General features: G+C 69.6%; 21 protein-coding genes and 1 pseudogene. 10 read left to right on the forward strand and 12 right to left on the reverse strand.

Going from position 1 to position 22,062, the window contains the following annotated elements; genetic code table 11:
* The first annotated feature begins 279 nt into the window (after positions 1 to 279).
* The 6 genes from ABIE21_RS15215 to ABIE21_RS15240 are packed head-to-tail and all read left to right on the forward strand — an operon-like array spanning position 280 to position 6,298.
* Positions 280 to 1,155, forward strand: coding sequence for an ABC transporter permease (locus ABIE21_RS15215; RefSeq protein ID WP_354025693.1), 876 nt, complete (start codon positions 280 to 282; stop codon positions 1,153 to 1,155).
* Between the two features lie 4 nt (positions 1,156 to 1,159).
* On the forward strand, positions 1,160 to 2,404 hold the full coding sequence (locus ABIE21_RS15220; RefSeq protein ID WP_354025694.1) for an ABC transporter ATP-binding protein: 1,245 nt from the start codon (positions 1,160 to 1,162) through the stop codon (positions 2,402 to 2,404).
* The gene (locus ABIE21_RS15225) at positions 2,401 to 3,276 is read left to right on the forward strand and encodes a glycosyltransferase family 2 protein (protein WP_354025695.1); all 876 of its coding nucleotides are present in this window, start codon (positions 2,401 to 2,403) and stop codon (positions 3,274 to 3,276) included. The genes ABIE21_RS15220 and ABIE21_RS15225 overlap by 4 nt, the downstream gene beginning before the upstream one ends.
* Before the next feature lie 44 nt (positions 3,277 to 3,320).
* On the forward strand, positions 3,321 to 4,307 hold the full coding sequence (gene rfbB, locus ABIE21_RS15230; protein ID WP_354025696.1) for a dTDP-glucose 4,6-dehydratase: 987 nt from the start codon (positions 3,321 to 3,323) through the stop codon (positions 4,305 to 4,307).
* Positions 4,308 to 4,310: 3 nt separating this feature from the next.
* Positions 4,311 to 5,162 carry a dTDP-4-dehydrorhamnose reductase gene (gene rfbD / locus ABIE21_RS15235; RefSeq protein WP_354025697.1) on the forward strand — a complete coding sequence of 284 codons (852 nt, stop codon included), beginning with the start codon at positions 4,311 to 4,313 and terminating at the stop codon, positions 5,160 to 5,162.
* Complete coding sequence (locus ABIE21_RS15240; RefSeq protein ID WP_354025698.1) at positions 5,159 to 6,298, forward strand: glycosyltransferase family 4 protein; 1,140 nt, start codon at positions 5,159 to 5,161, stop codon at positions 6,296 to 6,298. Before rfbD ends, ABIE21_RS15240 begins: the two co-directional genes overlap by 4 nt.
* A gap of 51 nt (positions 6,299 to 6,349) precedes the next feature.
* Here the strand turns inward: ABIE21_RS15240 and ABIE21_RS15245 are convergent, their stop codons facing one another.
* The 3 genes and pseudogenes from ABIE21_RS15245 to ABIE21_RS15255 all read right to left on the reverse strand — a co-directional run.
* Complete coding sequence (locus ABIE21_RS15245) at positions 6,350 to 7,678, reverse strand: LCP family protein (RefSeq protein WP_354025699.1); 1,329 nt, start codon at positions 7,676 to 7,678, stop codon at positions 6,350 to 6,352.
* A complete protein-coding gene (gene purE, locus ABIE21_RS15250) occupies positions 7,675 to 8,178 on the reverse strand; it encodes a 5-(carboxyamino)imidazole ribonucleotide mutase (protein ID WP_354025885.1) in 504 nt (167 codons plus the stop codon). The genes ABIE21_RS15245 and purE overlap by 4 nt, the downstream gene beginning before the upstream one ends.
* 8 nt (positions 8,179 to 8,186) lie before the next feature.
* A pseudogene (locus ABIE21_RS15255) lies at positions 8,187 to 9,341 on the reverse strand (5-(carboxyamino)imidazole ribonucleotide synthase); the annotation flags it as partial.
* Positions 9,342 to 9,425: 84 nt separating this feature from the next.
* On the opposite strand from ABIE21_RS15255, the gene ABIE21_RS15260 reads away from it, so the two are divergent.
* Positions 9,426 to 9,908 carry a GtrA family protein gene (locus ABIE21_RS15260; protein ID WP_354025700.1) on the forward strand — a complete coding sequence of 161 codons (483 nt, stop codon included), beginning with the start codon at positions 9,426 to 9,428 and terminating at the stop codon, positions 9,906 to 9,908.
* Here ABIE21_RS15260 and ABIE21_RS15265 read toward each other — a convergent pair.
* The 5 genes from ABIE21_RS15265 to ABIE21_RS15285 are packed head-to-tail and all read right to left on the reverse strand — an operon-like array spanning position 9,905 to position 14,605.
* Complete coding sequence (locus ABIE21_RS15265; RefSeq protein ID WP_354025701.1) at positions 9,905 to 10,441, reverse strand: PH domain-containing protein; 537 nt, start codon at positions 10,439 to 10,441, stop codon at positions 9,905 to 9,907. The genes ABIE21_RS15260 and ABIE21_RS15265 overlap by 4 nt on opposite strands.
* 3 nt (positions 10,442 to 10,444) lie before the next feature.
* Positions 10,445 to 11,248, reverse strand: coding sequence for a biotin--[acetyl-CoA-carboxylase] ligase (locus ABIE21_RS15270; RefSeq protein ID WP_354025702.1), 804 nt, complete (start codon positions 11,246 to 11,248; stop codon positions 10,445 to 10,447).
* Positions 11,249 to 11,296: 48 nt separating this feature from the next.
* Positions 11,297 to 12,562, reverse strand: a complete 1,266-nt coding sequence (locus ABIE21_RS15275; protein ID WP_354025703.1) for a DUF6716 putative glycosyltransferase — start codon at positions 12,560 to 12,562, stop codon at positions 11,297 to 11,299.
* Positions 12,559 to 13,431 (reverse strand): N-acetylneuraminate synthase family protein, encoded by an 873-nt coding sequence (locus ABIE21_RS15280; protein ID WP_354025704.1) that lies wholly within the window; start codon positions 13,429 to 13,431, stop codon positions 12,559 to 12,561. The genes ABIE21_RS15275 and ABIE21_RS15280 overlap by 4 nt, the downstream gene beginning before the upstream one ends.
* Entirely contained in the window at positions 13,421 to 14,605 is a 1,185-nt protein-coding gene (locus ABIE21_RS15285; RefSeq protein ID WP_354025705.1) for an acylneuraminate cytidylyltransferase, read from the reverse strand. The genes ABIE21_RS15280 and ABIE21_RS15285 overlap by 11 nt, the downstream gene beginning before the upstream one ends.
* A 189-nt stretch (positions 14,606 to 14,794) precedes the next feature.
* On the opposite strand from ABIE21_RS15285, the gene ABIE21_RS15290 reads away from it, so the two are divergent.
* Positions 14,795 to 16,393: an acyl-CoA carboxylase subunit beta gene (locus ABIE21_RS15290; protein ID WP_354025706.1), complete on the forward strand. Its 1,599-nt coding sequence runs from the start codon at positions 14,795 to 14,797 to the stop codon at positions 16,391 to 16,393.
* Complete coding sequence (locus ABIE21_RS15295; protein ID WP_354025707.1) at positions 16,390 to 16,626, forward strand: acyl-CoA carboxylase subunit epsilon; 237 nt, start codon at positions 16,390 to 16,392, stop codon at positions 16,624 to 16,626. The genes ABIE21_RS15290 and ABIE21_RS15295 overlap by 4 nt, the downstream gene beginning before the upstream one ends.
* A gap of 423 nt (positions 16,627 to 17,049) precedes the next feature.
* Here ABIE21_RS15295 and ABIE21_RS15300 read toward each other — a convergent pair whose 3' ends face one another.
* The 4 genes from ABIE21_RS15300 to ABIE21_RS15315 all read right to left on the reverse strand — a co-directional run bounded on the left by ABIE21_RS15300 (position 17,050) and on the right by ABIE21_RS15315 (position 21,380).
* Entirely contained in the window at positions 17,050 to 18,072 is a 1,023-nt protein-coding gene (locus ABIE21_RS15300) for a hypothetical protein (RefSeq protein WP_354025708.1), read from the reverse strand.
* Entirely contained in the window at positions 18,069 to 19,343 is a 1,275-nt protein-coding gene (locus ABIE21_RS15305; protein WP_354025709.1) for a sensor histidine kinase, read from the reverse strand. The genes ABIE21_RS15300 and ABIE21_RS15305 overlap by 4 nt, the downstream gene beginning before the upstream one ends.
* Positions 19,333 to 20,037 (reverse strand): response regulator transcription factor, encoded by a 705-nt coding sequence (locus tag ABIE21_RS15310; protein WP_436232354.1) that lies wholly within the window; start codon positions 20,035 to 20,037, stop codon positions 19,333 to 19,335. The genes ABIE21_RS15305 and ABIE21_RS15310 overlap by 11 nt, the downstream gene beginning before the upstream one ends.
* A 104-nt stretch (positions 20,038 to 20,141) precedes the next feature.
* Complete coding sequence (locus ABIE21_RS15315) at positions 20,142 to 21,380, reverse strand: class I SAM-dependent RNA methyltransferase (protein WP_354025711.1); 1,239 nt, start codon at positions 21,378 to 21,380, stop codon at positions 20,142 to 20,144.
* Between the two features lie 21 nt (positions 21,381 to 21,401).
* Here ABIE21_RS15315 and ABIE21_RS15320 point away from each other — a divergent pair, with 21 nt between their 5' ends.
* Positions 21,402 to 22,034 (forward strand): Maf family protein, encoded by a 633-nt coding sequence (locus ABIE21_RS15320; protein ID WP_354025712.1) that lies wholly within the window; start codon positions 21,402 to 21,404, stop codon positions 22,032 to 22,034.
* Positions 22,035 to 22,062: the final 28 nt, after the last annotated feature.

Genomic DNA, 22,062 nt, shown 5'->3' on the forward strand with positions numbered 1-22,062 from the left:
TTTGAGAGAGGTGTGGTTCGCACAGCTGTCGCGCGCTTCGAGTGCACAGTATGGGTACCCGTCGGGACCGCAATTCTAGGCCACTCGGATTTCTCCGCCATACTTGATGCGGCTCCTGCTCCCGAAGTGTATGTACACCGGCTGGCAGTTCCACGAGAGGCCCCGCCGTACTCCAGCATGCCCGGGTGTAGGCCAATTGAGCGCGTATAGAATGATCAATCAGTCATCGGAAGTGAGCTTATGGACCAGCGCGACCCCGGCAGTTCGCCAACGCTGCGGGTGATCGACGAACCACTGCGCGAGATCGGTGGCCGCGGATCGCGGAGCACCTGGTCGTCGATTACCGAGATCGTGCAGCATCGCCAGCTGCTCGGCCGTCTCGTCAACCGCGAGATCCGCGCCCGCTATAAGAACAGCACCCTCGGCGTCGTGTGGTCGCTGATGCGACCCCTCGCGCAGCTCGTCATCTACTACGTCGCCATCGGGCAGTTCCTCGGTGCGGCGCGCAACGTCCCCGACTTCGCGATCTTCGTGTTCACCGGTCTCACCATCTGGTCCCTGTTCTCCGAGATCGTCAGCTCGGGCACGGGGTCGATCCTCGCCAACGCGGGCCTGATCAAGAAGGTCTATCTCCCCCGCGAGATCTTCCCGCTCGCCGCCGTCGGCGGCGCCTTGTTCAACTTCGTCGTGCAGTTCCTGGTGCTCGTCGTCGCCACGATCGTCCTCGGACGACTGCCGCTCAGTCCGAACCTGCTCTACCTCCCCCTGGCCATCGTGCTCATGGTGGTACTGGGCACCGCGATCGCCCTCGTGCTCTCGGCGGTGAACGTGTATCTCCGCGACGTCGAGCACCTCATCGACATCTTTCTCATGGTCTTCTTCTGGGCGTCGCCCATCGTCTACTCCGTCACGTTCGTGAACGAGGCCCTCCAGGGGTCCTGGATCGAGCAGGTCTATCTGGCGAACCCGGTCACCCTCGCCGTCCTCGGCATGCAGAAGGCCATGTGGGTCGCCGGGGTGAACGACCCCTCGCAGTTCTGGCCGGACGACCTGGGTCTGCGCATGCTGATCGCCCTCGGCGTCAGCCTGGTCGCGCTCTTCCTCGCACAACGGGTCTTCTCACGACTACAGGGCAATTTCGCCCAGGAGCTGTAAGACAATGAACATCACCGAGACCGCCGTCAACACCGAAGCGATCATCTCCGTCCGAGACGCCTCCAAGCGGTTCGTGCTGCACAAGGACAAGTCCATCAAGGATCGCATCCTGTACTTCCGCAGCCGCGAGAAGTCGCGTTCCGACTTCTGGGCGCTCCGCAACATCTCCCTCGAGGTCGAACAGGGGCAGACTCTGGGCCTCATCGGCCACAACGGCTCGGGTAAGAGCACGCTGCTCAAGCTCATCGGCGGCATCATCGACCCCACCTCGGGCGCCGTGCTGCGCCGCGGTCGCGTCGCGGCGCTCCTCGAGCTCGGCGCCGGATTCCATCCCGACCTCTCCGGCCGGGCGAACGTCTACATCAACGCCGCCATCCTCGGACTCAGCACCGCCGAGACCGACCTCGTCTTCGACGACATCGTCGAGTTCTCCGGCATCGGCGAGTTCATCGAGACACAGGTGAAGTTCTACTCCTCCGGCATGTACGTGCGTCTCGCCTTCGCCGTCGCGGTGCACTCCGATCCCGATCTGCTCCTCGTCGACGAGGTGCTGGCGGTCGGCGACGAACCATTCCAGCAGAAGTGCATGAACAAGATCCGCGAGTTCCAGCGCGAGGGCCGCACGATCGTTCTCGTGAGCCACTCGGCGGAGCAGGTGGCCGACGTCTGCACACGCGCCGTCGTCCTAGACGCCGGTGAGATCGTGCACGACGGCGACGTCGGCGAGGGCATCCGGGTACTCCGGGAAGGCTACGAACGCGATCGTGTAGCCGCTGCCGCCAAGGAGCGCGCCTCCGCGGACGCCGCCGAGCAGCTCGCAGGGGCCGTGGACATCCTGGCCGTCGATGTGACCACCGCCGACGGCAAGGCCGCGGGCGCGGAACCCATCGCGCCGGGGAGCTCGCTCACATTCACCATCCGCGCGCGGGTGAACTCGCCCGTCGACTGGATCACGGGATTCACGCTGCAGTCGATGCTCGGGCAGACGATCTACTACCTCAACACCAAGGGGCTGGAGCTGGAGACCCCGACCGCGCCCGGCGACTACGCCATCTCGTTCACCCTCCCCGACGTCAACTTCGGTCGCGAGCGCCTCATCATCAGCGCGGGCGCGGAGACCGGCGACGGCGTCACCATCGCCCAGCTGCAGAACGCCGGCCACCTCGACTTCGCCCCCGACCCCACGGGCGGCGGCGTGGTCCAGTTCGCCGCGACCGGTGCCATCAACTCGGTAGAACGAGTGTCGTGAGCGCGGCGTCCTCGGCCGACGCCGCGAGAACTGCCATCGTCACTGTGAGCTACGGCTCGTTCGACGTGCTCGTGGGGTTTCTGGACTCCGTCGCTGCGGCGAGCTCGCAGCCCACGACCGTCGTCGTCGCCGACAACGTGCCCAGCGGCGACGCGGTTGTCGCGGAGCTCGCCAGGGAACACGCCGTCACCTATCTCCCGCTGAACGCGAACCTCGGATACGGCGGCGCCATCAATGCGGCGGTCGCGACGCTTCCCTCGTCCGTCGAGTGGATCCTGGTCAGCAATCCCGACGTCAGCCTCACCCGCGGGGCGCTCGACACCCTCGTCGCCGTCGGGGACTCCGACCCCCGGATCGGCTCCGTGGGACCGGAGGTGCTCACCGCGGAGGGCGATGTGTACCCGTCCGCCCGCTCCGTGCCGTCGCTGCGCACGGGCGTCGGCCACGCCCTCTTCGTCAATCTGTGGGCCGGCAACCCCTGGACCCGCTCCTACCGCAACGACACGGACACCCGCGTGGAGAGGCGAGATGCCGGATGGCTCTCCGGCTCCTGCGTGCTCGTGCGCCGCTCCGCGTTCACCGAGCTCGGCGGATTCGACTCCGGCTTCTTCATGTACTTCGAAGACGTCGACCTCGGCTACCGGCTGGGCAAGCTCGGCTATCGCAACGTGTACGAACCGTCGGCCCAGGTCGTGCACACGGGGGCGCATTCGACGACGAGCGACTCGGCACGCATGATCCAGGCGCATCACGACAGCGCCCGCCGGTTCCTCAACAAGAAGTACTCCGGCTGGTGGCTGTGGCCGATTCGCGTGTCGCTCACCGTCGGCTTGAAGGTGCGCTCGGCTCTCGTGCGACGGTCGTTCCGTTAGAATCGACCCGGCATTGTCCGCTGTTCGCAAGGAATCCAACCCCCATGAAAATTCTCGTAACCGGCGGAGCCGGCTTCATCGGCTCGAACTTCGTTCGCCGCACGCTGGAAGACGCGTACCCCGGCCTCGAGGGTGCCGAGGTCGTCGTCCTCGACGCGCTCACCTACTCGGGCAACCTCGAGAACCTCGCGCCCGTCGCCGACTCCCCCCGCTACAGCTTCGTGCACGGCGACATCCGCGACGCCGACCTGCTCGACACCCTCTTCCCCGACGTCGACGCGGTCGTGCACTTCGCCGCCGAGAGCCATGTCGACCGTTCGGTGCGCGACGCATCGATCTTCGTCGAGAGCAACGTGCTCGGCACCCAGAAGCTGCTCGACGCGGCGCTGCGCTCCGGCCTGAAGCGCTTCGTGCACGTCTCCACCGACGAGGTCTACGGCTCGATCGCCGAGGGATCGTGGAACGAGGAGCGCCCGCTCGAGCCGAACTCCCCCTACTCCGCCTCGAAGGCCGGCAGCGACCTGCTCGCCCGCAGCTACTTCCGCACCCACGGCCTCAACGTGTCGATCACGCGCTGCTCGAACAACTACGGCCCGTACCACTTCCCCGAGAAGGTCATCCCGCTGTTCGTCACGAACCTCATCGACGACAAGCACGTTCCGCTGTACGGCGAGGGCAACAACATCCGCGACTGGCTGCACGTCGACGACCACACGCGCGGCATCGCGATGGTGCTCGTGGGCGGCCGCGCCGGCGAGATCTACAACATCGGCGGCGGCACCGAGCTGACCAACAAGGAGCTCACGCAGCTGCTGCTCGACTCCACCGGCAAGGACTGGTCGTACGTCGACCGCGTCCAGGACCGCCTCGGCCACGACCTGCGCTACAGCGTCGACATCTCGAAGATCCGCGAGGAGCTCGGCTACGAGCCGCTCGTTCCCTTCGAGCAGGGTCTCGCCGACGTCGTGCAGTGGTACCGCGACAACCGCGAGTGGTGGGAGCCGCTCAAGGCCCGCGCCGAGCTCTCCTAACCGATGAGGTATCTGATCGTCGGCGCCGGCGGCATGCTCGGCTCAGACCTGCAGTCCGCCCTCGCCGGCCGTGACGTGACCGCGGCCACCCGCGCGGAGCTCGATGTGACGGATGCGTCCGCGGTCACCGCGGCCGTAGCCGGGCACGATGTCGTGATCAACGCCGCCGCCTACACGAAGGTCGACGACGCGGAGAGCCACGAAGACGCGGCATACGCGGTGAACGCGACGGGCGCGCGCAACCTCGCGGCGGCCGCTGCCGCCGCGGGCGCGAAGCTCGTGCAGATCTCCACCGACTACGTCTTCGACGGCTCGGCGACCGAGCCGTACGCCGAGTCGACCGCGGTCGCCCCGGTCTCCGCCTACGGCCGCACCAAGGCCGCGGGCGAGCGGCTCGCCCTCGAGTCGCACCGCGACGGCACCTACATCGTGCGCACGGCATGGCTGTACGGCCAGCACGGCCCGAACTTCGCAAAGACGATGCTGACCCTCGCCGGCAAGCTCGACACGGTCGCGGTCGTCACCGACCAGGTCGGCCAGCCGACCTGGACGCTCGACCTCGCTAAGCAGATCGTGGCGCTGCTCGACGCCGACGCCCCCGCCGGGGTCTACCACGGCACCGCGAGCGGCCAGGGCAGCTGGTTCGACTTCGCGCGCGCGGTCTTCGCCGGGGCCGGTCTCGATCCAGAGAGGGTCACCCCGACCGACAGCTCGGCGTTCGTGCGGCCCGCTCCGCGGCCCGCCTACTCCGTGCTCGGACACGACGCCTGGTCGGACGCGGGCCTCAGCCCGATGCGCGACTGGCGGCGGGCCCTCGACGAGGCATTCGAAACGGGAGCGTTGACGGCCCCATGACGACCATGCGTGTGATCATCGACGAGATGCTGTCGCCGACACCAAACGGCATCTCCCGCTATGCCGAGGAGCTCACACGCGCGCTCATCCAGTACGCCCCTCCCGGGTGCTACGTGGAGGGCATCGTCTCCGCCTCGACCGAGCAGGAGTACGCGGTCATCGACGAGCGACTGCCCGGGCTGAGCAACCTGTACAAGACGAGCCTCGCCCGGCGCGAGCTCGTCTCGGCCTGGCAGCACGGCTTCACGCATCTGCCGGGCGGCGGCATGGTGCACGCCCCGAGCCTGCTGGCTCCGCTCGGCCGTCACGACCGCGTCAACTCCACCGGCCAGCAGATCGCGGTGACGATCCACGACGTCGTCGCGTGGACGCATCCGCAGTCCCTGTCGGCGCGCCGCATCTCATGGCACAAGGCGATGGCGAAGCGCGCCCACAAGTACGCCGACGCCGTCGTCGTGCCCACCCACGCCGTCGCCGACGACCTGCGGGAGGTCCTCGACTTCGGCGACCGCGTGCGCGTCATCGGCGGCGCGGTGAGCCCGCGGCTCGCCGTGCCATCCGACGCCGACGAGCGCGCCGACCGGCTCGACCTGCCCGAGCGCTACCTGCTCGCGATCGGCGGCCTCGAATCGCGCGGAGGCATCGAGCACGTGCTCGCCGCCCTCGCCCTCCCCGGAGCCACCGACCTGCCGCTGTTCGTGGTCGGCCCCGACGAGACCGACGGCCGCTCCATCGCCGCGGCCGCCGCGGAGGCGGGGCTTCCCGAGGGCAGGGTCACCACCCTCGGCTACATCTCAGACGCCGACCTGTCGGTCGTGCTCGACCGCGCGGTGCTGCTCGTCTTCCCGAGCCTCGCCGAGGGCTTCGGCACTCCCGTGCTCGAGGCCTTCCACTTCGGCACGCCCGTGGTGCACTCCGACGTGCCCGCCGTGGTCGAGGTCGCGGCCGACGCGGGCATCACGGTGCCGATCGACGATATCGAGGGCTACTCCGAGCGGCTCGCCGCCGCGATGACGAGCGTCGCCGACGACGCCGAGCTCGCGGCTCGCCTCTCGACCTTCGGCGAGGACCGCGCGGGGCTGTTCAGCTGGCAGTCCGCCGCCGAGCACGTCTGGCAGCTGCACGCCGACCTGTAACCCCAGCCGGTCCAGCAGGTCGCGCGGCGACCGTGGCGAGACCCGCCGCCGCTACTCCGACTCCGGAGTCGGGGCGAGGGCCGTGTCGACCATCTGGTGGATCCGGTCGAAGTCCGGCCGCTCGACCACGACGCCGTTCGCCGGGATCAGCTCGACCGTGGCGATCGGCAGGTCCTTCGTCTTGCTCGCGAGGTCGACGAAGTAGCCGAGCGCCGCCTGCGGCACGTCGCTCCTGACCACCTGCGCGCCGGCCTCGGCGACGGCCTGGAACTTGGTCAGCACGTTCGCCGGCTCGAACTGGGCGATGACCGCCACCTGGACGTCGCGCTGTCGCACCATCCGCTCGTAGTCGGTCATGTTGTAGCGGGTGCGGGCGTACCAGAGGGCGGTGGTGCCGTCCATCGTCTGGGTGCCTGCCTCGATCGTGCCGACGACGGGGCCGCCGTTGATGCCGATCGGCAGCTCCTCGGCGACGGTGATCTCGATGCCGCCGAGCGCGTCGATGAGGTCGCTGAATCCCTGCATGTCGATGAGCACGTAGTACTGCAGCGTGATGCCGAGCGTGCCCTCGACGGCGTCGCGCATAGCCTCGATGCCCGGGTTGCTGCCCTCCGCCTCCGCGTCGGGGTAGAGGTCGGGGTGCTCCTCGCCGTAGGTGTACAGATAGCTGATGAGGCACTCGTCGCCGCAGTCGTAGCCGTCGGGGAACGGGCCGTAGAGCGGGGACCCCTCCGAGAACGGCGTGCGCTCGAGGTTGCGCGGGATGCCGACCATGGTGGCCTTGCCCGTCGACGCCTCGACGCTCACGACCGAGATGCTGTCGGGGCGCAGCCCGAGCCGGTCGGGCCCGGCGTCGCCGCCGAGCAGCAGCACGTTGTAGCGCCCGTCGACGGCCTCGGCCGCCTGCCCGCTCGCGAAGATCGTGGCTATCGCGTCGCGCGTCGCCCCGGTGACCACCACGCCGTAGTTGGCCGTGCCGCCGACGCCGATCAGCACCGCGACCGCGAGCGCGGCGACGAGCCAGCGGGCGGTCGGACCGACCCGCACCAGGCGCGCGAGGCGCAGCGTGTCGACGGTCAGCACGATCCAGAGCACGATGTAGAAGACCAGGGCGACCTGGATCGCGGTGAGCCCGATCACGTTGGTCACCACCGCATAGACGGCGGGTCGCCAGGCGAAGAACAGCACGAGGCTCAGGATGGCGAGAGCCCAGAGGATGAAGGTCGCGACCACGCCGAAACGTCCGAGACGACGGTCGCCGGCGAGCAGCTGGGCGCTGCCGGGGAGCAGGATGTTGAACCCGACGAGCCACCAGGCCCTGCGCGTCATGGTGCTGCGGGAGCTCGCGTCTGGAAAGCGAACGGGGCTGGAGACGGTCACAGCTTCGAGGCGAGCGCCGCGTTTTTGTCAGCGACGAGACGCTCGAGGCTCGTGGCGAACTCGGCGAGCTTCGCAGCGAGTACGTCGTCGGATGTCGAGAGGATGCGGGCCGCGAGCAGTCCCGCGTTGCGGGCGCCGCCGATCGACACCGTCGCCACGGGCACGCCAGCGGGCATCTGCACGATCGACAGCAGCGAGTCGAGGCCGTCGAGCTTGGCGAGAGCCACGGGCACGCCGATCACGGGGAGCGTGGTCACGGCGGCGAGCATGCCGGGCAGGTGCGCGGCGCCTCCGGCTCCGGCGATGATCACCTTGAGTCCCCGCTCGCGGGCGGTGCGCCCGAACTCGATCATCCGCTCGGGGGTGCGGTGCGCCGACACGATCTCCACCTCGTGGGCGATGCCGAACTCGGCGAGCGCCGCAGCGGCATCCGCCATCACGGTCCAGTCCGAGTCGGAACCCATTACGACGGCTACAAGTGGTGAAGTCACGGAGACAATCGTAGAGGTCAGTTGTCGAAGAAGGCCGCCGCGGCGCGCGCGCTGAACACCGTGAGGTCGAGGTCGTCGCCGCCGGCGGTGACGTGCCCGATCTTGCGTCCGGGCCTCGGCGCCTTGTCGTAGAAGTGGAACTTGACCGTCGGCTGGTCGGCGAAGGCGAGGTCGTAGCGGTCGGTGACGGCGCCGGTGGCGGGGCCGCCGAGCACGTTGACCATGACGCTCCACTCGTCGCGGCAGCCGGTGGCGCCGAGCGGCAGGTCGAGCACGGCGCGCAGGTGCTGCTCGAACTGGCTCGTCGTCGACCCGTCGATCGACCAGTGGCCCGTGTTGTGCGGGCGCATCGCGAGCTCGTTGACGAGCAGGCGGTCGTCGGTGGTCTCGAACAGCTCGACGGCCAACACCCCGGTCACCCCGAGCGCCTCGGCGACGGTCGTGGCGATGTCGGCCGCGACGTCGGCGACCTTGCCCGCCGCGTGAGGGGCGGGCGCGATGACCTCGGCGCACACGCCGTCGCGCTGCACCGACTCGACGACTGGCCAGAGCGCGAGCTCTCCGCTCGGCCGGCGCGCGACGAGCTGGGCGAGCTCGCGGCGGAACTCGACGAGTTCCTCGACCAGCAGCGCCTCGCCGTCCGCGGCGGCGAACCAGTCGTCGGCGTCCGACGCGTCGCGAACGACGCGCACGCCCTTGCCGTCGTAGCCGCCGCGGGCGGTCTTGAGCACCGCCCTGCCGCCGTGGTCGGCGAGGAACCGGGCGAGCTGCTCGCTCGACACGACGCGGGCCCAGTCGGGCACCGGAACTCCGAGCTCGGCCAGCCGTTCGCGCATCAGCAGCTTGTCCTGGGCGAACTGCAGCGCATCCGGCGACGGCTGCACGTTGACGCCGCGGGCCACCAGCTCGCGCAGCACCGCCTGCGGCACGTGCTCGTGGTCGAAGGTGACGACGTCGACCCCCTCCGCGAAACGGAGGACATCCTCGACGTCGAGGTGGCTGCCGAGCGCGGTGACGGCCAGAGCGGCCGGTTCTCCTTCTTTCTCGGCGAGCACGCGGAGGGTGAGGCCGAGGTTCGTCGCGGCAGGAATCATCATTCTCGCGAGCTGGCCGCCCCCGATCACACCGACGGTCTTCGACATCTGGTTGGCACTCCTGCGGGTCGCACGCCGGAGGGATCTCTCAGCGTTGGGGGCTGGCGGGCCGGATAGACTTCCAGCTCGGTAACCCTATCTTCGCTCACCCCGGTTGGATGCATGCGCGCTCTCGTCACCCAGTTCGGGCGTTTCGGCGTCGTCGGTCTCGTCGGCCTGGTGATCGACGTCGGAGTGTTCAACATCCTTCGGCTCACGGTGCTCAGCCCCGAGGCGCTGCACGAGGGCCCGGTCATCGCGAAGATAATCTCCACCTCGCTGGCGATCATCGCGAACTGGCTCGGCAACCGCTATTGGACGTTCGGCAGGGAGCGCCGCGCCCACTGGCTGCTCGAGGCGTTGGAGTTCGGCCTCGTCAGCATCGGCGGGCTGCTCATCGCCCTCGGCTGCCTCTGGGTGTCGCACTACGCGCTCGGCTTCACCTCGGTCGTCGCCGACAACATCTCGACGAACGTGGTCGGCCTGGCGCTCGGCACCGCGTTCCGGTTCACGTTCTACCGGCTGTGGGTGTTCGGCAGCCACCGCTCGGGCTCCGGCGCGCACGCCACCGCCGCGGCTCCCGTGCCGCTACCCGCGGTGGACTAGCGGGTCCCCCACATCGTGGTCTCGTCGGGGGCCGCCGAGCGCTCCTGCTGGCGGCGCGCCGAGACGGGGTTCTGGCTGTGCTCCATCAGATCGTGGATGGCGGACTGCACCAGATCCGCACCGGGCACGTCGCGCAGCACGATCGGGCGGTCGAGCCCCGTGTTGATCAGCACGTCGCCGCTGCGGAACATCGACTGCACGGCGTTCTTGCGCACGGTGACGTCGTAGCCGCGGCTGTGCAGCAGCTCCTGGCGCACCCGCACGAAGAAGCCGCTGCGCAGCACGATGCGTCGCGTGGTGATCGTGTAGTGCCGGCCGAGCCAGTAGAGCAGCGGCAGCAGCCAGAGCAGCAGGCCGAGCAGCAGCGCGGCGGCGAGCACGGCGAGGTTCTGCCAGGCCTCGGCGAAGCTGCCGTAGAAGTATCCGGTGGCCGCGAGGATGAGGATCAGCGCGACGCTGGGCCAGAAGAGGGCGCGACCGTGCGGTCGAAGCCGCGCGACGACGGCTTCCGGCACCCTGTTCTCAGTGGACATGCCTCATTCATACCGCAGATGTGTCACGTCGCCCGCGGCGACAGCCGTAACCGCTCCATCCGACAGCCGGCGAACCCGCAGGCGGCCCGCGGCGTCGATGCCCACGGCCGCGCCGAGGAGGTCGGGCGCGCCGGGGAGCTCGACCTTGACCTGCTGCCCGATGGTCGTGCACAGCTCGTCGAGCTGCTCCGCGACGCCGCTCGCGACCGGGTCGGCCCCGAGCCGCACGAAGTCGGTGTAGAGCGCACGGAGATTCGTCAGATAGGAGCTCAGCGCGGCATCCGCCAGCTCGTCGCCCTGGAGCGTCGCCCCGCTCAGCGCGAGCGACGTCGACACCGGGGTCGGCAGCTGGTCGCGGGTGAGGGAGAGGTTGAGGCCGGCGCCGAGCACGACGGCGTCGCCGCCCGGGAGCAGCTCGGCGAGCAGGCCGGAGACCTTGAGACCGTCGATCTGCACGTCGTTCGGCCACTTCAGTCCTACCCGGTGCGCCGGCACCAGCGACTGCACGGCGCGCGTCATGGCGACGCCCGCGATGAGCGGCAGCCAGCCGAAGTGGGCGATCTCGAGCGGCTGACCGGCGGGGAGCACGGGGCGCAGCAGCACCGACACCGCGAGGCTCGCACCGGCCGGCGCGACCCACACCCGGCCGAGCCGTCCGCGACCGGCCGTCTGGTTGCCCGTGACGACGACGCTGAAGTCGGCGACGGGGCCCGCGGATGCCTCGGCCACCAGCACGTCGTTGGTCGAACCCGTCTCGGGCAGCACCCGGAGGTTCTCAGCCGCCGCCGTGCTCAGGGGAAGTCTCATCCGACAAGGCTACCGGCGGGCGCGGGCGCCTCCCGCCGTCGGCACCGCTCAGCCGGCGTCGGCGGTCGAGCGGGCCGCACCCCTGGCATGCCCCGCCGGGCCCCGCACCGCGCGCTTCACGGCCCGCGCGGTGAGCACCGCACGGCGCGCGGGCACTCCGAGCACGAGGGCGGCCGCGCCGAGCGCCGTGCGGTCGTGCGAGCCGAAGGCCTGCTTGCGCTCCCAGGCGCGGCGCAGCAGCCCGCCGAACCCGCCGCGCAACGACTCGCGCGGCACCAGCGCCGCGAGCGCCCTGGCGGCCAGCAGCTCCTCCACGCCCTCGAGCCAGTCGTTGTCGCTTGACTCGTGGAAGTAGTTGTCGTCGAGCCACTGCTCGCGCGGGTGGGCGAAGCGCAGGGCCACGACGTCGTCGCCGGAGCCGGTGAGGCCCGACCGGGCGAAGACCAGGTTGATGAGCTCGGCCGACAGGCCGAACTCGTCGACGACGATCACCGGGATTCTCCGCGCCACCGCCTCGATCACGGCGGTCGAGCTGACGGTGACGAGGCCCGCGGCGGTGTCGAGCGCCTCCGCCATCGGGCCGGACCCGACGACGAGGTTCGCGGGCACGTCGCCGCGTGCGCGCAGCAGGTCGGGGTAGCTGTGCTCCTCGTCGTGCGTCTGCTGCTCTCCGTCGACGGCCCGCACCTTGATCACGACGCGGTGGTCGGGATTGCGGGCGGCGGTGTCGATCAGGATGTCGAGCATCCGCTCCCTGTCGGCCCGCAGCGCGGGCACGATCGACTGCACCGCGAAGACGACGTCGCGGCCGCCCGTCGAGGGCGCGGCGTCGGCGAACGGCAGCGTCGCGAGGGCGAGCCGGTGCGTCCAGCCGCGCTTGCCGGCGACGAGCCGGAACTCGCGGATCTCGTGCTTGCTGTGCAGCACGACGAGGTCGGCCTGGGCGCGGTAGAACAGTGCCTTCCAGGTCGCCGGTATCGAGATGCCGGGGAGGCCGCTCACGAGGACGGGCCGGTCGGGCAGGTCGGCGAGGAGTCGCAGGACGACGGATGCCGCCGGCCCGCGCATCGCGACGATGACGACGTCCGGCCGCTCGCGCGCCACGCGCTCGGCGAGCTCGTCGAGGGTGGTGCGGATGACGCTCGCCGGCTCGAACCCCGAGCCCGCGAGCGCCGCCGCGAGCTGTGCGTCGCTCGGTCGCGCGGGAGTCGCCACGACGGCGATGTCGCGCTCCCAGCCGTCGGGCAGCCGCGCGAGCAGCGCGGCCCCCCACTTCACATAGGAGTCGGTGTCGACGAGGGCGAGGGCCCTCACGCCTGTACGCGGCGCAGTTTCGCCAGCGGGGCCAGCTCGCCGGGGAAGACGCGCTTCACGCCGTCGCCGAGCGCCTCGGACACGACACGGATGTCGCGCACGAGCTGCGTGAAGTCGGCCGGCTCGAGCGAGGCGGAGTGGTCGGATCCCCACATGCCGCGGTCGAGGGTGACGTGGCGCTCGACGACCGTGGCCCCGAGGGCGACGGCGGCGAGGCTGATCTGCAGTTCGCGCTCGTGTCCCGAGTAGCCGATCGGCAGGTCGGGGAAGCGTGCGGCGAGTGTCGGGATCATGCGGAGGTTGGCCTCCTCCGACGGCATCGGGTACGACGAGGTCGCGTGCAGCACGATCAGCCTGTCGCGGTCGAGCACGTTCACGGCGGCGTCGATCTGGTCCATCGTCGACATACCGGTGGAGAGGATGATCGGCTTGCCCGTCGCGGCGAGCGCCTGAAGCATGCCGATGTCGGTCACCGACGCCGATGCGACCTTGTGGGCGACGACGCCGAGGTCTTCGAGGAACGCGACCGCGGGCTCGTCCCACGGGGAAGCGAACCAGTCGAGGCCGCGCAGCAGTGCGTGGTCGCCGATCTCGATGTACTGCTCGCGGTCGAACTCGACCTTGTAGCGGTAGTCGAGGTAGGTCATCGTGCCCCACGGCGTCTCGCGCAGCACGCTCTTCATGTGCTCGGGCGTGGAGATGTCGGGCGTGCGCTTCTGGAACTTGACCGCCTGGGCGCCCGCGTCGGCGGCCATGTCGATGAGCTGCTTCGCGAGTTCGACGCTGCCGTTGTGGTTGAGCCCGATCTCGGCGATGACGTACACCGGCGAGGCCTCGCCGATGGTGTGGGATCCGATGTCAATTGTCATTCTGGGCTTCCTTATCGGTAGGCATCGCGAGCTCGGCGAGTTCGCGGACTGCACCGTCGCCGCCGCGCCGGGTGAGTACCACCCGTGCGGCCGCGACGACGAGAGGGTGGGCGTCGGCGACAGCGACCGGCCAGCCGACGAGGGAGAGGCAGGCGAGGTCGTTCACGTCGTTGCCGAGGTAGGCGATGCGCGCCAGGTCGAAGCCCTTGGCCGTGGTCCACTCGAGGAGCGCCCCCGCCTTGTCGTCGAGCCCCTGGCGCACGTCGACGCCGAGTTTGCGGGCGCGGGCCGTCACCACGGGGTTGACCTCGGTCGAGAGGATGAGCAGCGGAACCCCGGCTTCGCGAAGCATCCGCACCCCCATGCCGTCCGAGCGGTTGGTGACGACGAACTCGGCGCCGTCCTCGCCCACCAGCACGCGGTCGTCTGTGTGCACGCCGTCGAAGTCGGTCACGACGGCGTCGACGTCGATCGCCGCCAGCACGCCGGGGCCGTCGAAGGCGCGGGCGAGCACGGATGCCACGGCGAGCTCTTCGAGCGTGTCGATCTCGATCGCGTGCCGCTCGTCGACGGTGACGACCCCGACGGTGCCGAAGAATCGGTAGCCCGCCGCCCGGAAGCCGGGCGCGCGCATCACGTAGAAGGCGCCGGTCTCGCGGTACTGCGCCTCGCGCTCCTGGCGCCGAGGGCGGAACGAGTGGTCGTGGTTGACCCCGGATGCCCCGTCGGCGTCGAGTCTCCACAGGAAGGCGTGGGTCGGCACGGCGGAGAACACGGCGTCGCAGTCGTCGTCGACGCGGGCGATCGCCTCCTCGAGCGAGACCGGCTCGATGAACGGGCTCGTCGCCTGGATGAAGACGAGGACCCGGGTGCGCACCCCGCGCCCCTCGAGCACGTCGAGGGCGTGCAGCAGAGCCGACTCCGAGCTCGACTCGTCGGCCGAGATGGTCGCGGGCCGGTGCACGATGTCGGCCCCGGCGGCGAGGGCCGCGGCAGCGATCTCGGCGTCGTCGGTGGTGACCACGACCCTGTCGATCGAGGGGGCCGCCTGCGCGCTGCGGATCGCCCGCGCGAGCAGCGACACCCCGCCGACCTCGCGCAGGTTCTTGCGGGTGACGCCCTTCGACCCGCCTCGCGCCGGAATGACGGCGACGATCTCGGCCGAATCACGCACGCGGGTCTCCATTCACGGCGACCGGACGGCTGCCAATGTGGTGACGTTACGGCGGCAATGTGACACGGGAGGCGGCCGTCGGGTTAACGGAAGGCGAAGCGTTCGCGACATCCGTGAAAGCGCTCCGCGCGGTTTCTGTAGGTATCCGCCAACGGGTCGGCCCAAAGAGCGCCCAGTAGAGTGAAACCCGTGAATCTAGACGACGCCAATCCCGACCTCTTTACCACCGCGGGCAAACTCGCCGACCTGAAGGTCCGCTACCACGAGGCCGTGACGGCGAGCGGCGAGACCGCTATCGAGAAGCAGCACGCCCGCGGCAAGAAGACCGCCCGCGAGCGTATCGAGGAGCTTCTCGACCACGGCTCGTTCGTCGAGCTCGACGAGTTCGTGCGCCACCGCACCCACGCCTTCGGCATGGAGAAGAAGCGGCCGTACGGTGACGCGGTCGTCACCGGGCTCGGCACCATCCACGGCCGCCAAGTCGCCGTCTACGCGCAGGACTTCACCATCTTCGGCGGCTCCCTCGGCGAGGTCGCCGGGGAGAAGATCATCAAGGTCATGGACCACGCCATCAAGACGGGCGTGCCCATCATTGGCATGCTCGACTCCGGCGGGGCGCGCATCCAGGAGGGCGTCGTCGCCCTCGGCAAGTACGGCGAGATCTTCCGTCGCAACACCCAGGCCTCGGGCGTCATCCCGCAGATCTCCATCATCATGGGACCGGCCGCCGGCGGAGCGGTCTACTCCCCCGCCCTCACCGACTTCGTGATCATGGTCGACAAGACCAGCCAGATGTTCGTCACCGGGCCCGACGTGATCAAGACCGTCACCGGCGAGGACGTGGGCATGGAGGAGCTCGGCGGCGCGCTCACCCACAACAAGATCTCCGGCGTCGCGCACTACCTGGCCAGCGACGAGAGCGACGCGCTCGACTACGCCCGCGCGCTCATCAGCTTCCTCCCCGACAACAACCTCGCCGAGCTGCCGGTGTACGAGAACGCCGTCGAGCTCGAGATCACCGACGAGGACCGCAAGCTCAACTCGCTCATCCCCGACAGCCCCAACCAGCCGTACGACGTGAAGACCGTCATCGAGCACGTCGTCGACAACGGCGACTTCCTCGAGACGCAGCCGCTGTTCGCCCCGAACATCGTGGTGGGCTTCGGCCGGGTCGAGGGCCGCTCGGTCGGCATCGTCGCGAACCAGCCGAACGCGATGGCCGGGACCCTGAACATCGAGGCCGGCGAGAAGGCCGCCCGCTTCGTCCGGTTCTGCGACGCGTTCTCGATCCCGATCATCACGCTCGTCGACGTTCCGGGCTACCTGCCGGGCACCGACCAGGAGTGGACCGGAGTTATCCGCCGCGGCGCGAAGCTGCTCTACGCCTACGCGGAGGCCACAGTGCCGCTGGTGACGATCATCACCCGCAAGGCCTACGGCGGAGCGTACATCGTGATGGGCTCGAAGCAGCTCGGCGCCGACCTCAACTACGCCTGGCCCACGGCCGAGATCGCGGTGATGGGCGGCCAGGGCGCCGTCAACATCCTGTACCGCAACGAGATCAAAGCGGCTGAGGCCGCGGGTGAGGACGTGGCGGCCGTGCGCACCCGGCTCGCGAACGAGTACACCTACAACGTCGCCAGCCCGTTCCTCGCCGCGGAGCGCGGCGAGCTCGACGGCATCATCGAGCCTGCGGCGACGCGCGTCGCGATCATCAAGGCGCTGCGCGCGCTGCGCACCAAGCGCGCCACCCTGCCGCCCAAGAAGCACGGGAACATCCCGCTGTGAGCGAGCAGCATCAGGCGGATGCCGCGGCCGCGTCGTTCACGATCGTGGCGGGCGATCCCAGCCCCGCCGAGGTCGCAGCTGTGACCGCCGTTCTGGGCGCGGCCCTGGAGGAGATCGCCTCCGACCACGAGCGCGCGTCGTCGACCGGCACGTCCGCGTGGCAGCGCAGCCAGCGCGCCATCCGTACCCCGATCGTGCGCGGCCACGACGCCTGGCGGGGCTTTTCCGCCTGAGCACGGGATCCGCACCCGGATGAGACGATTTCATCCGTATTGCCCGGATTTGCGGGAGTAAACGGCTGTTTATCGCCCTGTGTACCCCGGTTTTCGACTGTGAATCGGCCGTGTGACCAATGATTTGCTGGGCGCGCGGCGACCGGGGTTCAAAACTGTACCCCTGCTGTCCCCCTAAATGACGACTGTGCAACCCTTTCCCAGGCGGCATTATTACTAGTGCTAGGTGTCTCTCATCGAGTTACACCACCATTTGTTAGCCGACTAGGGTAAGCGGGCTAACTCATGGAGGCGAGTCAGGGTGCTATTCGGGTTAGCACCCTGACTCGGATTTTGACACAAGGCCGGAGACCACGTCTCCGGCCTTGTGTTCATTAACGGCACTGGTGTATCGACCGCTCCGACTGCGGCGACGACGCTGTTTCAGGACTTGGGGATCTCGAGCCAGAGGTCGACTTCGTCGTCCTCGTCGTCGAGCGCGTCCGCCCCGTCGACGTCGGAGGTGCTGCGCAGACCGACCACGGTCACAGCGGTGTCTGATCCCTCGTTGGCCGTCCGCACGATGATCTTGTCGGCGGCACTGCCGCGCAGCGCCTCGGCGAGTTGGTTCAGCACACGCTCGCGTGCGGGCTCCGCGAGGGTGTCCATGCCGCCCTCGTCGAGCAGGGTGACGATGGCACCGCGACGGCGGGCGACCATGACCTGCTCCCGCACGGCGTTGTTGAGCAGCTTGCGCCCGCGGATCTCGTCGCGGATCGCCCCCTCGAGGTGCAGGCACTCGAGCCGCTCCTCCTCGGTGAGGTCGCCGCCGCTCTGCTCGATGCGCCGCAGCATCGGCAGGGCCATCGAGCTGGTCTGTCCGAGCCTGAACTGGCGCTCGAAGACGTGGGCCTCCTGCGCGGCCTGCCAGTCGGCCGCCTCCCTTTCGGCGAACGCGAACCTGCGGGCGTCCTTCGAGGCCTTGGCGATCGAGCGGCTGAGCACGTTGGAGATGGCCACCCAGGAGGCGCTGCCGATGACGCCGAGCGCGATGAGGGCGCCGGGGCCGTCCCACACCACCGTCTGCACGACGAGGAAGGCGATGCCGGCCCAGGCGAACATCTGCCTGCGCCTCGTCGAGGTGATGGTCATCAGCGTGCCGACGGCCGCCACGTACCAGGTGGCGTAGCCGTTGCCGCCCGGCCGGTCGGGGTCGAGCTCGCTCGTGACGAGCAGGGGGAGGGCGACGACGATCGCGACGTTGAAGGCGGCCATCCAGATCGGCATACGGGCGGGTCCCCAGCGCACGAGGCTGATCGCGGTGGCGATGAGGTAGATCGCCATGGCCACGACGACGGGCACGGCCGACTCCGGGATGTCGAGCATGATCGTCCCGAGCACCACGTGGTAGATCGAGAACAGGGCGCCGATGCCGACGATGATGAAGCGGGGGACGCCGATGTTCACAGTCGGCCTCCCGGGGCCGTGAGCCCGTTGAGGCGAGCGTCGATGCTCGTCGCGGGCGCCTTGGGCCAGCGGATCGAGATCACCGTTCCCTCGTCGACGGCGGAGTCGATCTCGACGGAGCCTCCCGCGTTGGTCACGCGCTCGACGATCGAGACGCGAAGACCCATGCGCTCCGCGGGCAGGTCGACGAACGAGAACCCGGCTCCGGTGTCGCCCACCTCGATCTCGATGCCCGACGGCTCCACCCCGCGGATGGCGAGCCAGCGGCTCACCCGGGGCTCCTGGCCGGCGTGCTGGAGGCTGTTGACCATCGCCTGCACCGCCGCCGAGTAGACCGCCTCCGCGGCCTGCAGGGGCATCGACTGCACCGAGACGTCGCGCGTGCGCAGCTCGAACGGGGCGCTCATGCTCGACGCCGCCTCGGTGACGCGCCGCAGCACCGCCGACAGGCGCACCGTCCCCCCGTCGTCGGGGCTCACGAGCGCCGCCTCGCGCAGGTGGCCGATCGCGTTGGAGGCCATGGTCGACGCGATGCGCTTCGCCTCGGGCGAGTAGGCCCGGGCGGCGGAGAGCAGGGTCGTGAGCACGCTGTCGTGAACGATCGAGTCGACCTGGACGCGTTCGATCTCTGTGGCGTGGGCGTGCACCGCGAGCGAGTAGCGGTCGAGGGCGGCCGACTGCGCCACATCGACCGCGGCCGCCGCGTGGCGCAGCAGGGTGACGATGAGCACGACGGCCCCGCCGATCAGAACGGCGTAGACCGCCTCCAGGGTCGCCTCGAGCAGGGAGGCGCTGCCTCCCTCCGGGGTCATGCGGATGACGCCGTAGATCACGGGGATGGCGAACAGGTACAGGGTCGCGACCGGCGTGGCGAAGCCGACGGCCGCGGCGGCCGTTGCGACAGTCATGAGGAAGTACAGCCAGTAGCGGTCCAGCTCGGAGTCGGTGGGGGTGATGACGGCGAGCGGCCAGGTGGCGAGCGCCGCGAGGTAGACGAAGGCGATGAGGATGTTCGCCATGACCACCCAGCGCTGCGCGAACGCGGCCACGAGGGCGACCACGATGCTGCCGTAGAGAGTGGGAACCACGATCCACGCCCAGACCGGGTTCGCGGCGTCGATCTGGTCGAAGACGACCGGCAGCGTCTGCAGGCCGAAGACGATGCCGAAGACCGCCACCAGCCGGGAGATGAGTCCCTCGATCTGCAGTCGACTGATCGGGCTGCGCTTCCCGGTGGGTACGCTGCGGAGCGCCGAGCCCCTAGTGGGCATCGCCGCCGTCCGTGTCGAGCCCGGGGAGGATGCCGTCTTCGACGGCCCTGCGCAGCAGGTCGACCTTCGTCGGCGCCGGACGCCCGACCTCGACGTACTTCACGCGGATGCGGTCGAGGTACTCGCGTGCCGTCGAGTAGCTGATGCCGAGCTGCATCGCCGCGAGCTTGAGCGGGAGGCCCGAGGCGTAGAGGTGCAGGATCTCGCGTTCCCGGCGACCGAGCTCGGCGCGCGCGAAGTCTCCGTCGGCGTCGATCGCAGTCGCCCACTCCAGGTTGTTGAGCACCTCGCCGCGGGCGACGCTCGCGGCGGCCGCGATGACGGTGCGCGTCGCCGACGACTTGGGGATCACTCCGGCCGCTCCAGCGGCGAGCGCCTCACGCACGTACGCGACGCGGTCGGCGATGCTGTGCACGAGCACGGCGGATCCCAGTGCCTGCACCCGCTTCACGTTCTCGGTGACGCTCGACCCGTCGCCGAGCGAGAGGTCGAGGACGACAACGTCGCACTCGCGCCCGTCGAGGCCGTCGACGAGCTCCTGCACCGTCGCTGCGGCGATCAGAAACTGGTAGCCCTCGTCGATGAAGGCGGCCTTGAGGCCCAGCCGCACCGACTCGTGGTCGTCGACGACTGCTACGCGCACAGCGGCGATCGACGCCACATCTGCGATTGAGGTAGCCGTTGGCTCCACCATGTCGTTCCTGTCTGCCCCGTATGACAACCGACTGGACTCGAGTTGTCACAGCAATAGTCTCATGGCGCCAATCGCTCGCGCACACCAACGGATAACGCGGCGTGTTAGCGACGCGTGAGGGTCGCCACCGCCTCGACGTGGTGGGTGTGCGGAAACAGGTCGAAGGCCTTCAGTGCGGTCAGGTCGTAGCCGCGTTCGGCGAACAGACCGACGTCGCGAGCCAGCGCCACCGGGTCGCACGCGACGTAGACGATCTGCGCGGGCTGCAGCCCGCCGATGGCCTGAACGACCTGCTTGCCGGCACCCGAGCGGGGCGGGTCGAGCACGATCGTCGCCGAGCGCAGGCGGGCGCGGTCGTGGGCGTTGGCGGATGCCGCGAGCTGGGCGATCCACCGTTCGACGCGACCGGTCGCGGCCTCGGCGCCGATCCACTCCGCGAGGTTGCGGGCGGCGAAGCCGGTCGCTGTGGCGTCGCTCTCGACGGTCGTGATCTTCGTGCCGGAGCCGAAGCGGTCGGCGACGGCCGCGGCGAGCAGGCCGACTCCGCCGTAGAGGTCGAGGTTGTGCGCCTTGGGGTCGAAGAGGGCGGGGTCGACGGCATCCTGCACCGCCGTCGTGAGGGTCTCGGCCGCGTGCGTGTGCACCTGCCAGAACCCGGTGTCGGCGAGGCGGAACTCGCGGTCTCCGACGACCTCGGTGATGGTCGACGGTTTCTGCTTGCCGACGATGAGCCGGGCGCCGCCGGTCGCCGCTTCGACGATGTCGACGTGCTCCTCGCCGACGAAGCGCGCCGCGAGGGGCGCGGCCTCCTGCACGGCGGATGTGGCCAGCGGCAGCTCGGTCACCGCGATGACGCGGTGCGAGCGTGCCGCGTACGGGCCGGGCCGGCCGGACTCGTCGACGTGCAGGCGCACACGGGTGCGCCATCCGGTCCCGTCGTCGGAGCCCGGGAGCGCCGCGACGGTGACGTCAGCGGCGACGGGCGTCTCGAGCCCCGCGAAGCGCTTCATCGAGTCGACGAGCACCTGGCGCTTGAGCTCACGCTGGTGCGACAGCTCGATGTGGCCGAACTCGGCGCCGCCCGCGCGGTTCTCCGGGTCGCGTGCGACGCTCGCCGAGGACCACACGTGCATCTGCCGGTGCTCGCTCGGCGTGACGACCTTGACCGTCTCGGCGCGCCAGAACGACTTTTTCGAGTCCTCGGTGATGCGCGCGAGCACCCGCTCGCCGGGGATCGCGTCGCTGACGAAGATCACCCGTCCGTCGTGCCGCGCGACCGAGATGCCGCCGTGCGCGATGTTGGTAACGTCGAGCTCTAGTTCTTTTCCTTGCGATTCACCCATCCCCCGAGTTTAGGAGCCGCAGTGCGTCTGTACCTCGCGTCGACCTCGCCCGCCCGCCTCGCGACGCTGCGCGCGGTCGGTGTCGAGCCGATCCTGCTGGCCTCGGGCGTCGACGAGGATGCCGCGGTCGCCGCCGCCGGCGATCTGACGGCACCCGAGATGGTGCTGCTGCTCGCGCGCCTCAAGGCCGAGGCGGTCGTGGGCCGCACCGTCGACGGAGCGCCGATCGACGGGTTCATCCTCGGCGGGGACTCCGCGTTCGAGCTCGACGGCATCGTCTACGGCAAACCGCACCAGCCCGAGGTCGCCCGGGAACGCTGGCTGCTGCAGCGCGGCCGCGAGGGCCACCTGCACTCCGGCCACTGGCTCATCGACCACCGCGGGGGCGTCGTCGGCGGCGCGGCGGGCGACGTGTCGACGTCGAGCGTGCGCTTCGCCTCCGACATCTCCGACGAGGAGATCGACGCCTACGTCGCCACCGGCGAGCCGCTCCAGGTCGCCGGTGCGTTCACGATAGACAGCCTCGGCGCGCCGTTCATCAGCGAGGTTCGCGGCGACCCGCACGCCGTCGTGGGGCTCTCGGTCGCGCTCGTGCGTGCGCTGCTGCTCGGGTTCGGGGTGCGCTGGCACACGCTGTGGAACCGCGCGTTGTAGGTCTTCGAAGCGAAGCATCCGCCATTCT

Origin of the sequence: Conyzicola nivalis (assembly GCF_040548875.1) — a bacterium.
In the GTDB taxonomy this organism is placed as follows: domain Bacteria; phylum Actinomycetota; class Actinomycetes; order Actinomycetales; family Microbacteriaceae; genus Conyzicola; species Conyzicola nivalis_A.

Bases quoted from the DNA above. Each gene is read 5' to 3' on its own strand.
- rfbD (WP_354025697.1), top strand. From the start codon at position 4,311: ATGAGGTATCTGATCGTCGGCGCCGGCGGCATGCTCGGCTCAGACCTG.
- ABIE21_RS15280 (WP_354025704.1), bottom strand. From the start codon at position 13,431: ATGACAATTGACATCGGATCCCACACCATCGGCGAGGCCTCGCCGGTG.
- ABIE21_RS15270 (WP_354025702.1), bottom strand. From the start codon at position 11,248: ATGAGACTTCCCCTGAGCACGGCGGCGGCTGAGAACCTCCGGGTGCTG.
- ABIE21_RS15315 (WP_354025711.1), bottom strand. From the start codon at position 21,380: ATGGGTGAATCGCAAGGAAAAGAACTAGAGCTCGACGTTACCAACATC.
- ABIE21_RS15240 (WP_354025698.1), top strand. From the start codon at position 5,159: ATGACGACCATGCGTGTGATCATCGACGAGATGCTGTCGCCGACACCA.
- ABIE21_RS15310 (WP_436232354.1), bottom strand. From the start codon at position 20,037: ATGGTGGAGCCAACGGCTACCTCAATCGCAGATGTGGCGTCGATCGCC.
- ABIE21_RS15260 (WP_354025700.1), top strand. From the start codon at position 9,426: ATGCGCGCTCTCGTCACCCAGTTCGGGCGTTTCGGCGTCGTCGGTCTC.
- ABIE21_RS15265 (WP_354025701.1), bottom strand. From the start codon at position 10,441: ATGTCCACTGAGAACAGGGTGCCGGAAGCCGTCGTCGCGCGGCTTCGA.
- ABIE21_RS15305 (WP_354025709.1), bottom strand. From the start codon at position 19,343: ATGCCCACTAGGGGCTCGGCGCTCCGCAGCGTACCCACCGGGAAGCGC.
- rfbB (WP_354025696.1), top strand. From the start codon at position 3,321: ATGAAAATTCTCGTAACCGGCGGAGCCGGCTTCATCGGCTCGAACTTC.
- ABIE21_RS15220 (WP_354025694.1), top strand. From the start codon at position 1,160: ATGAACATCACCGAGACCGCCGTCAACACCGAAGCGATCATCTCCGTC.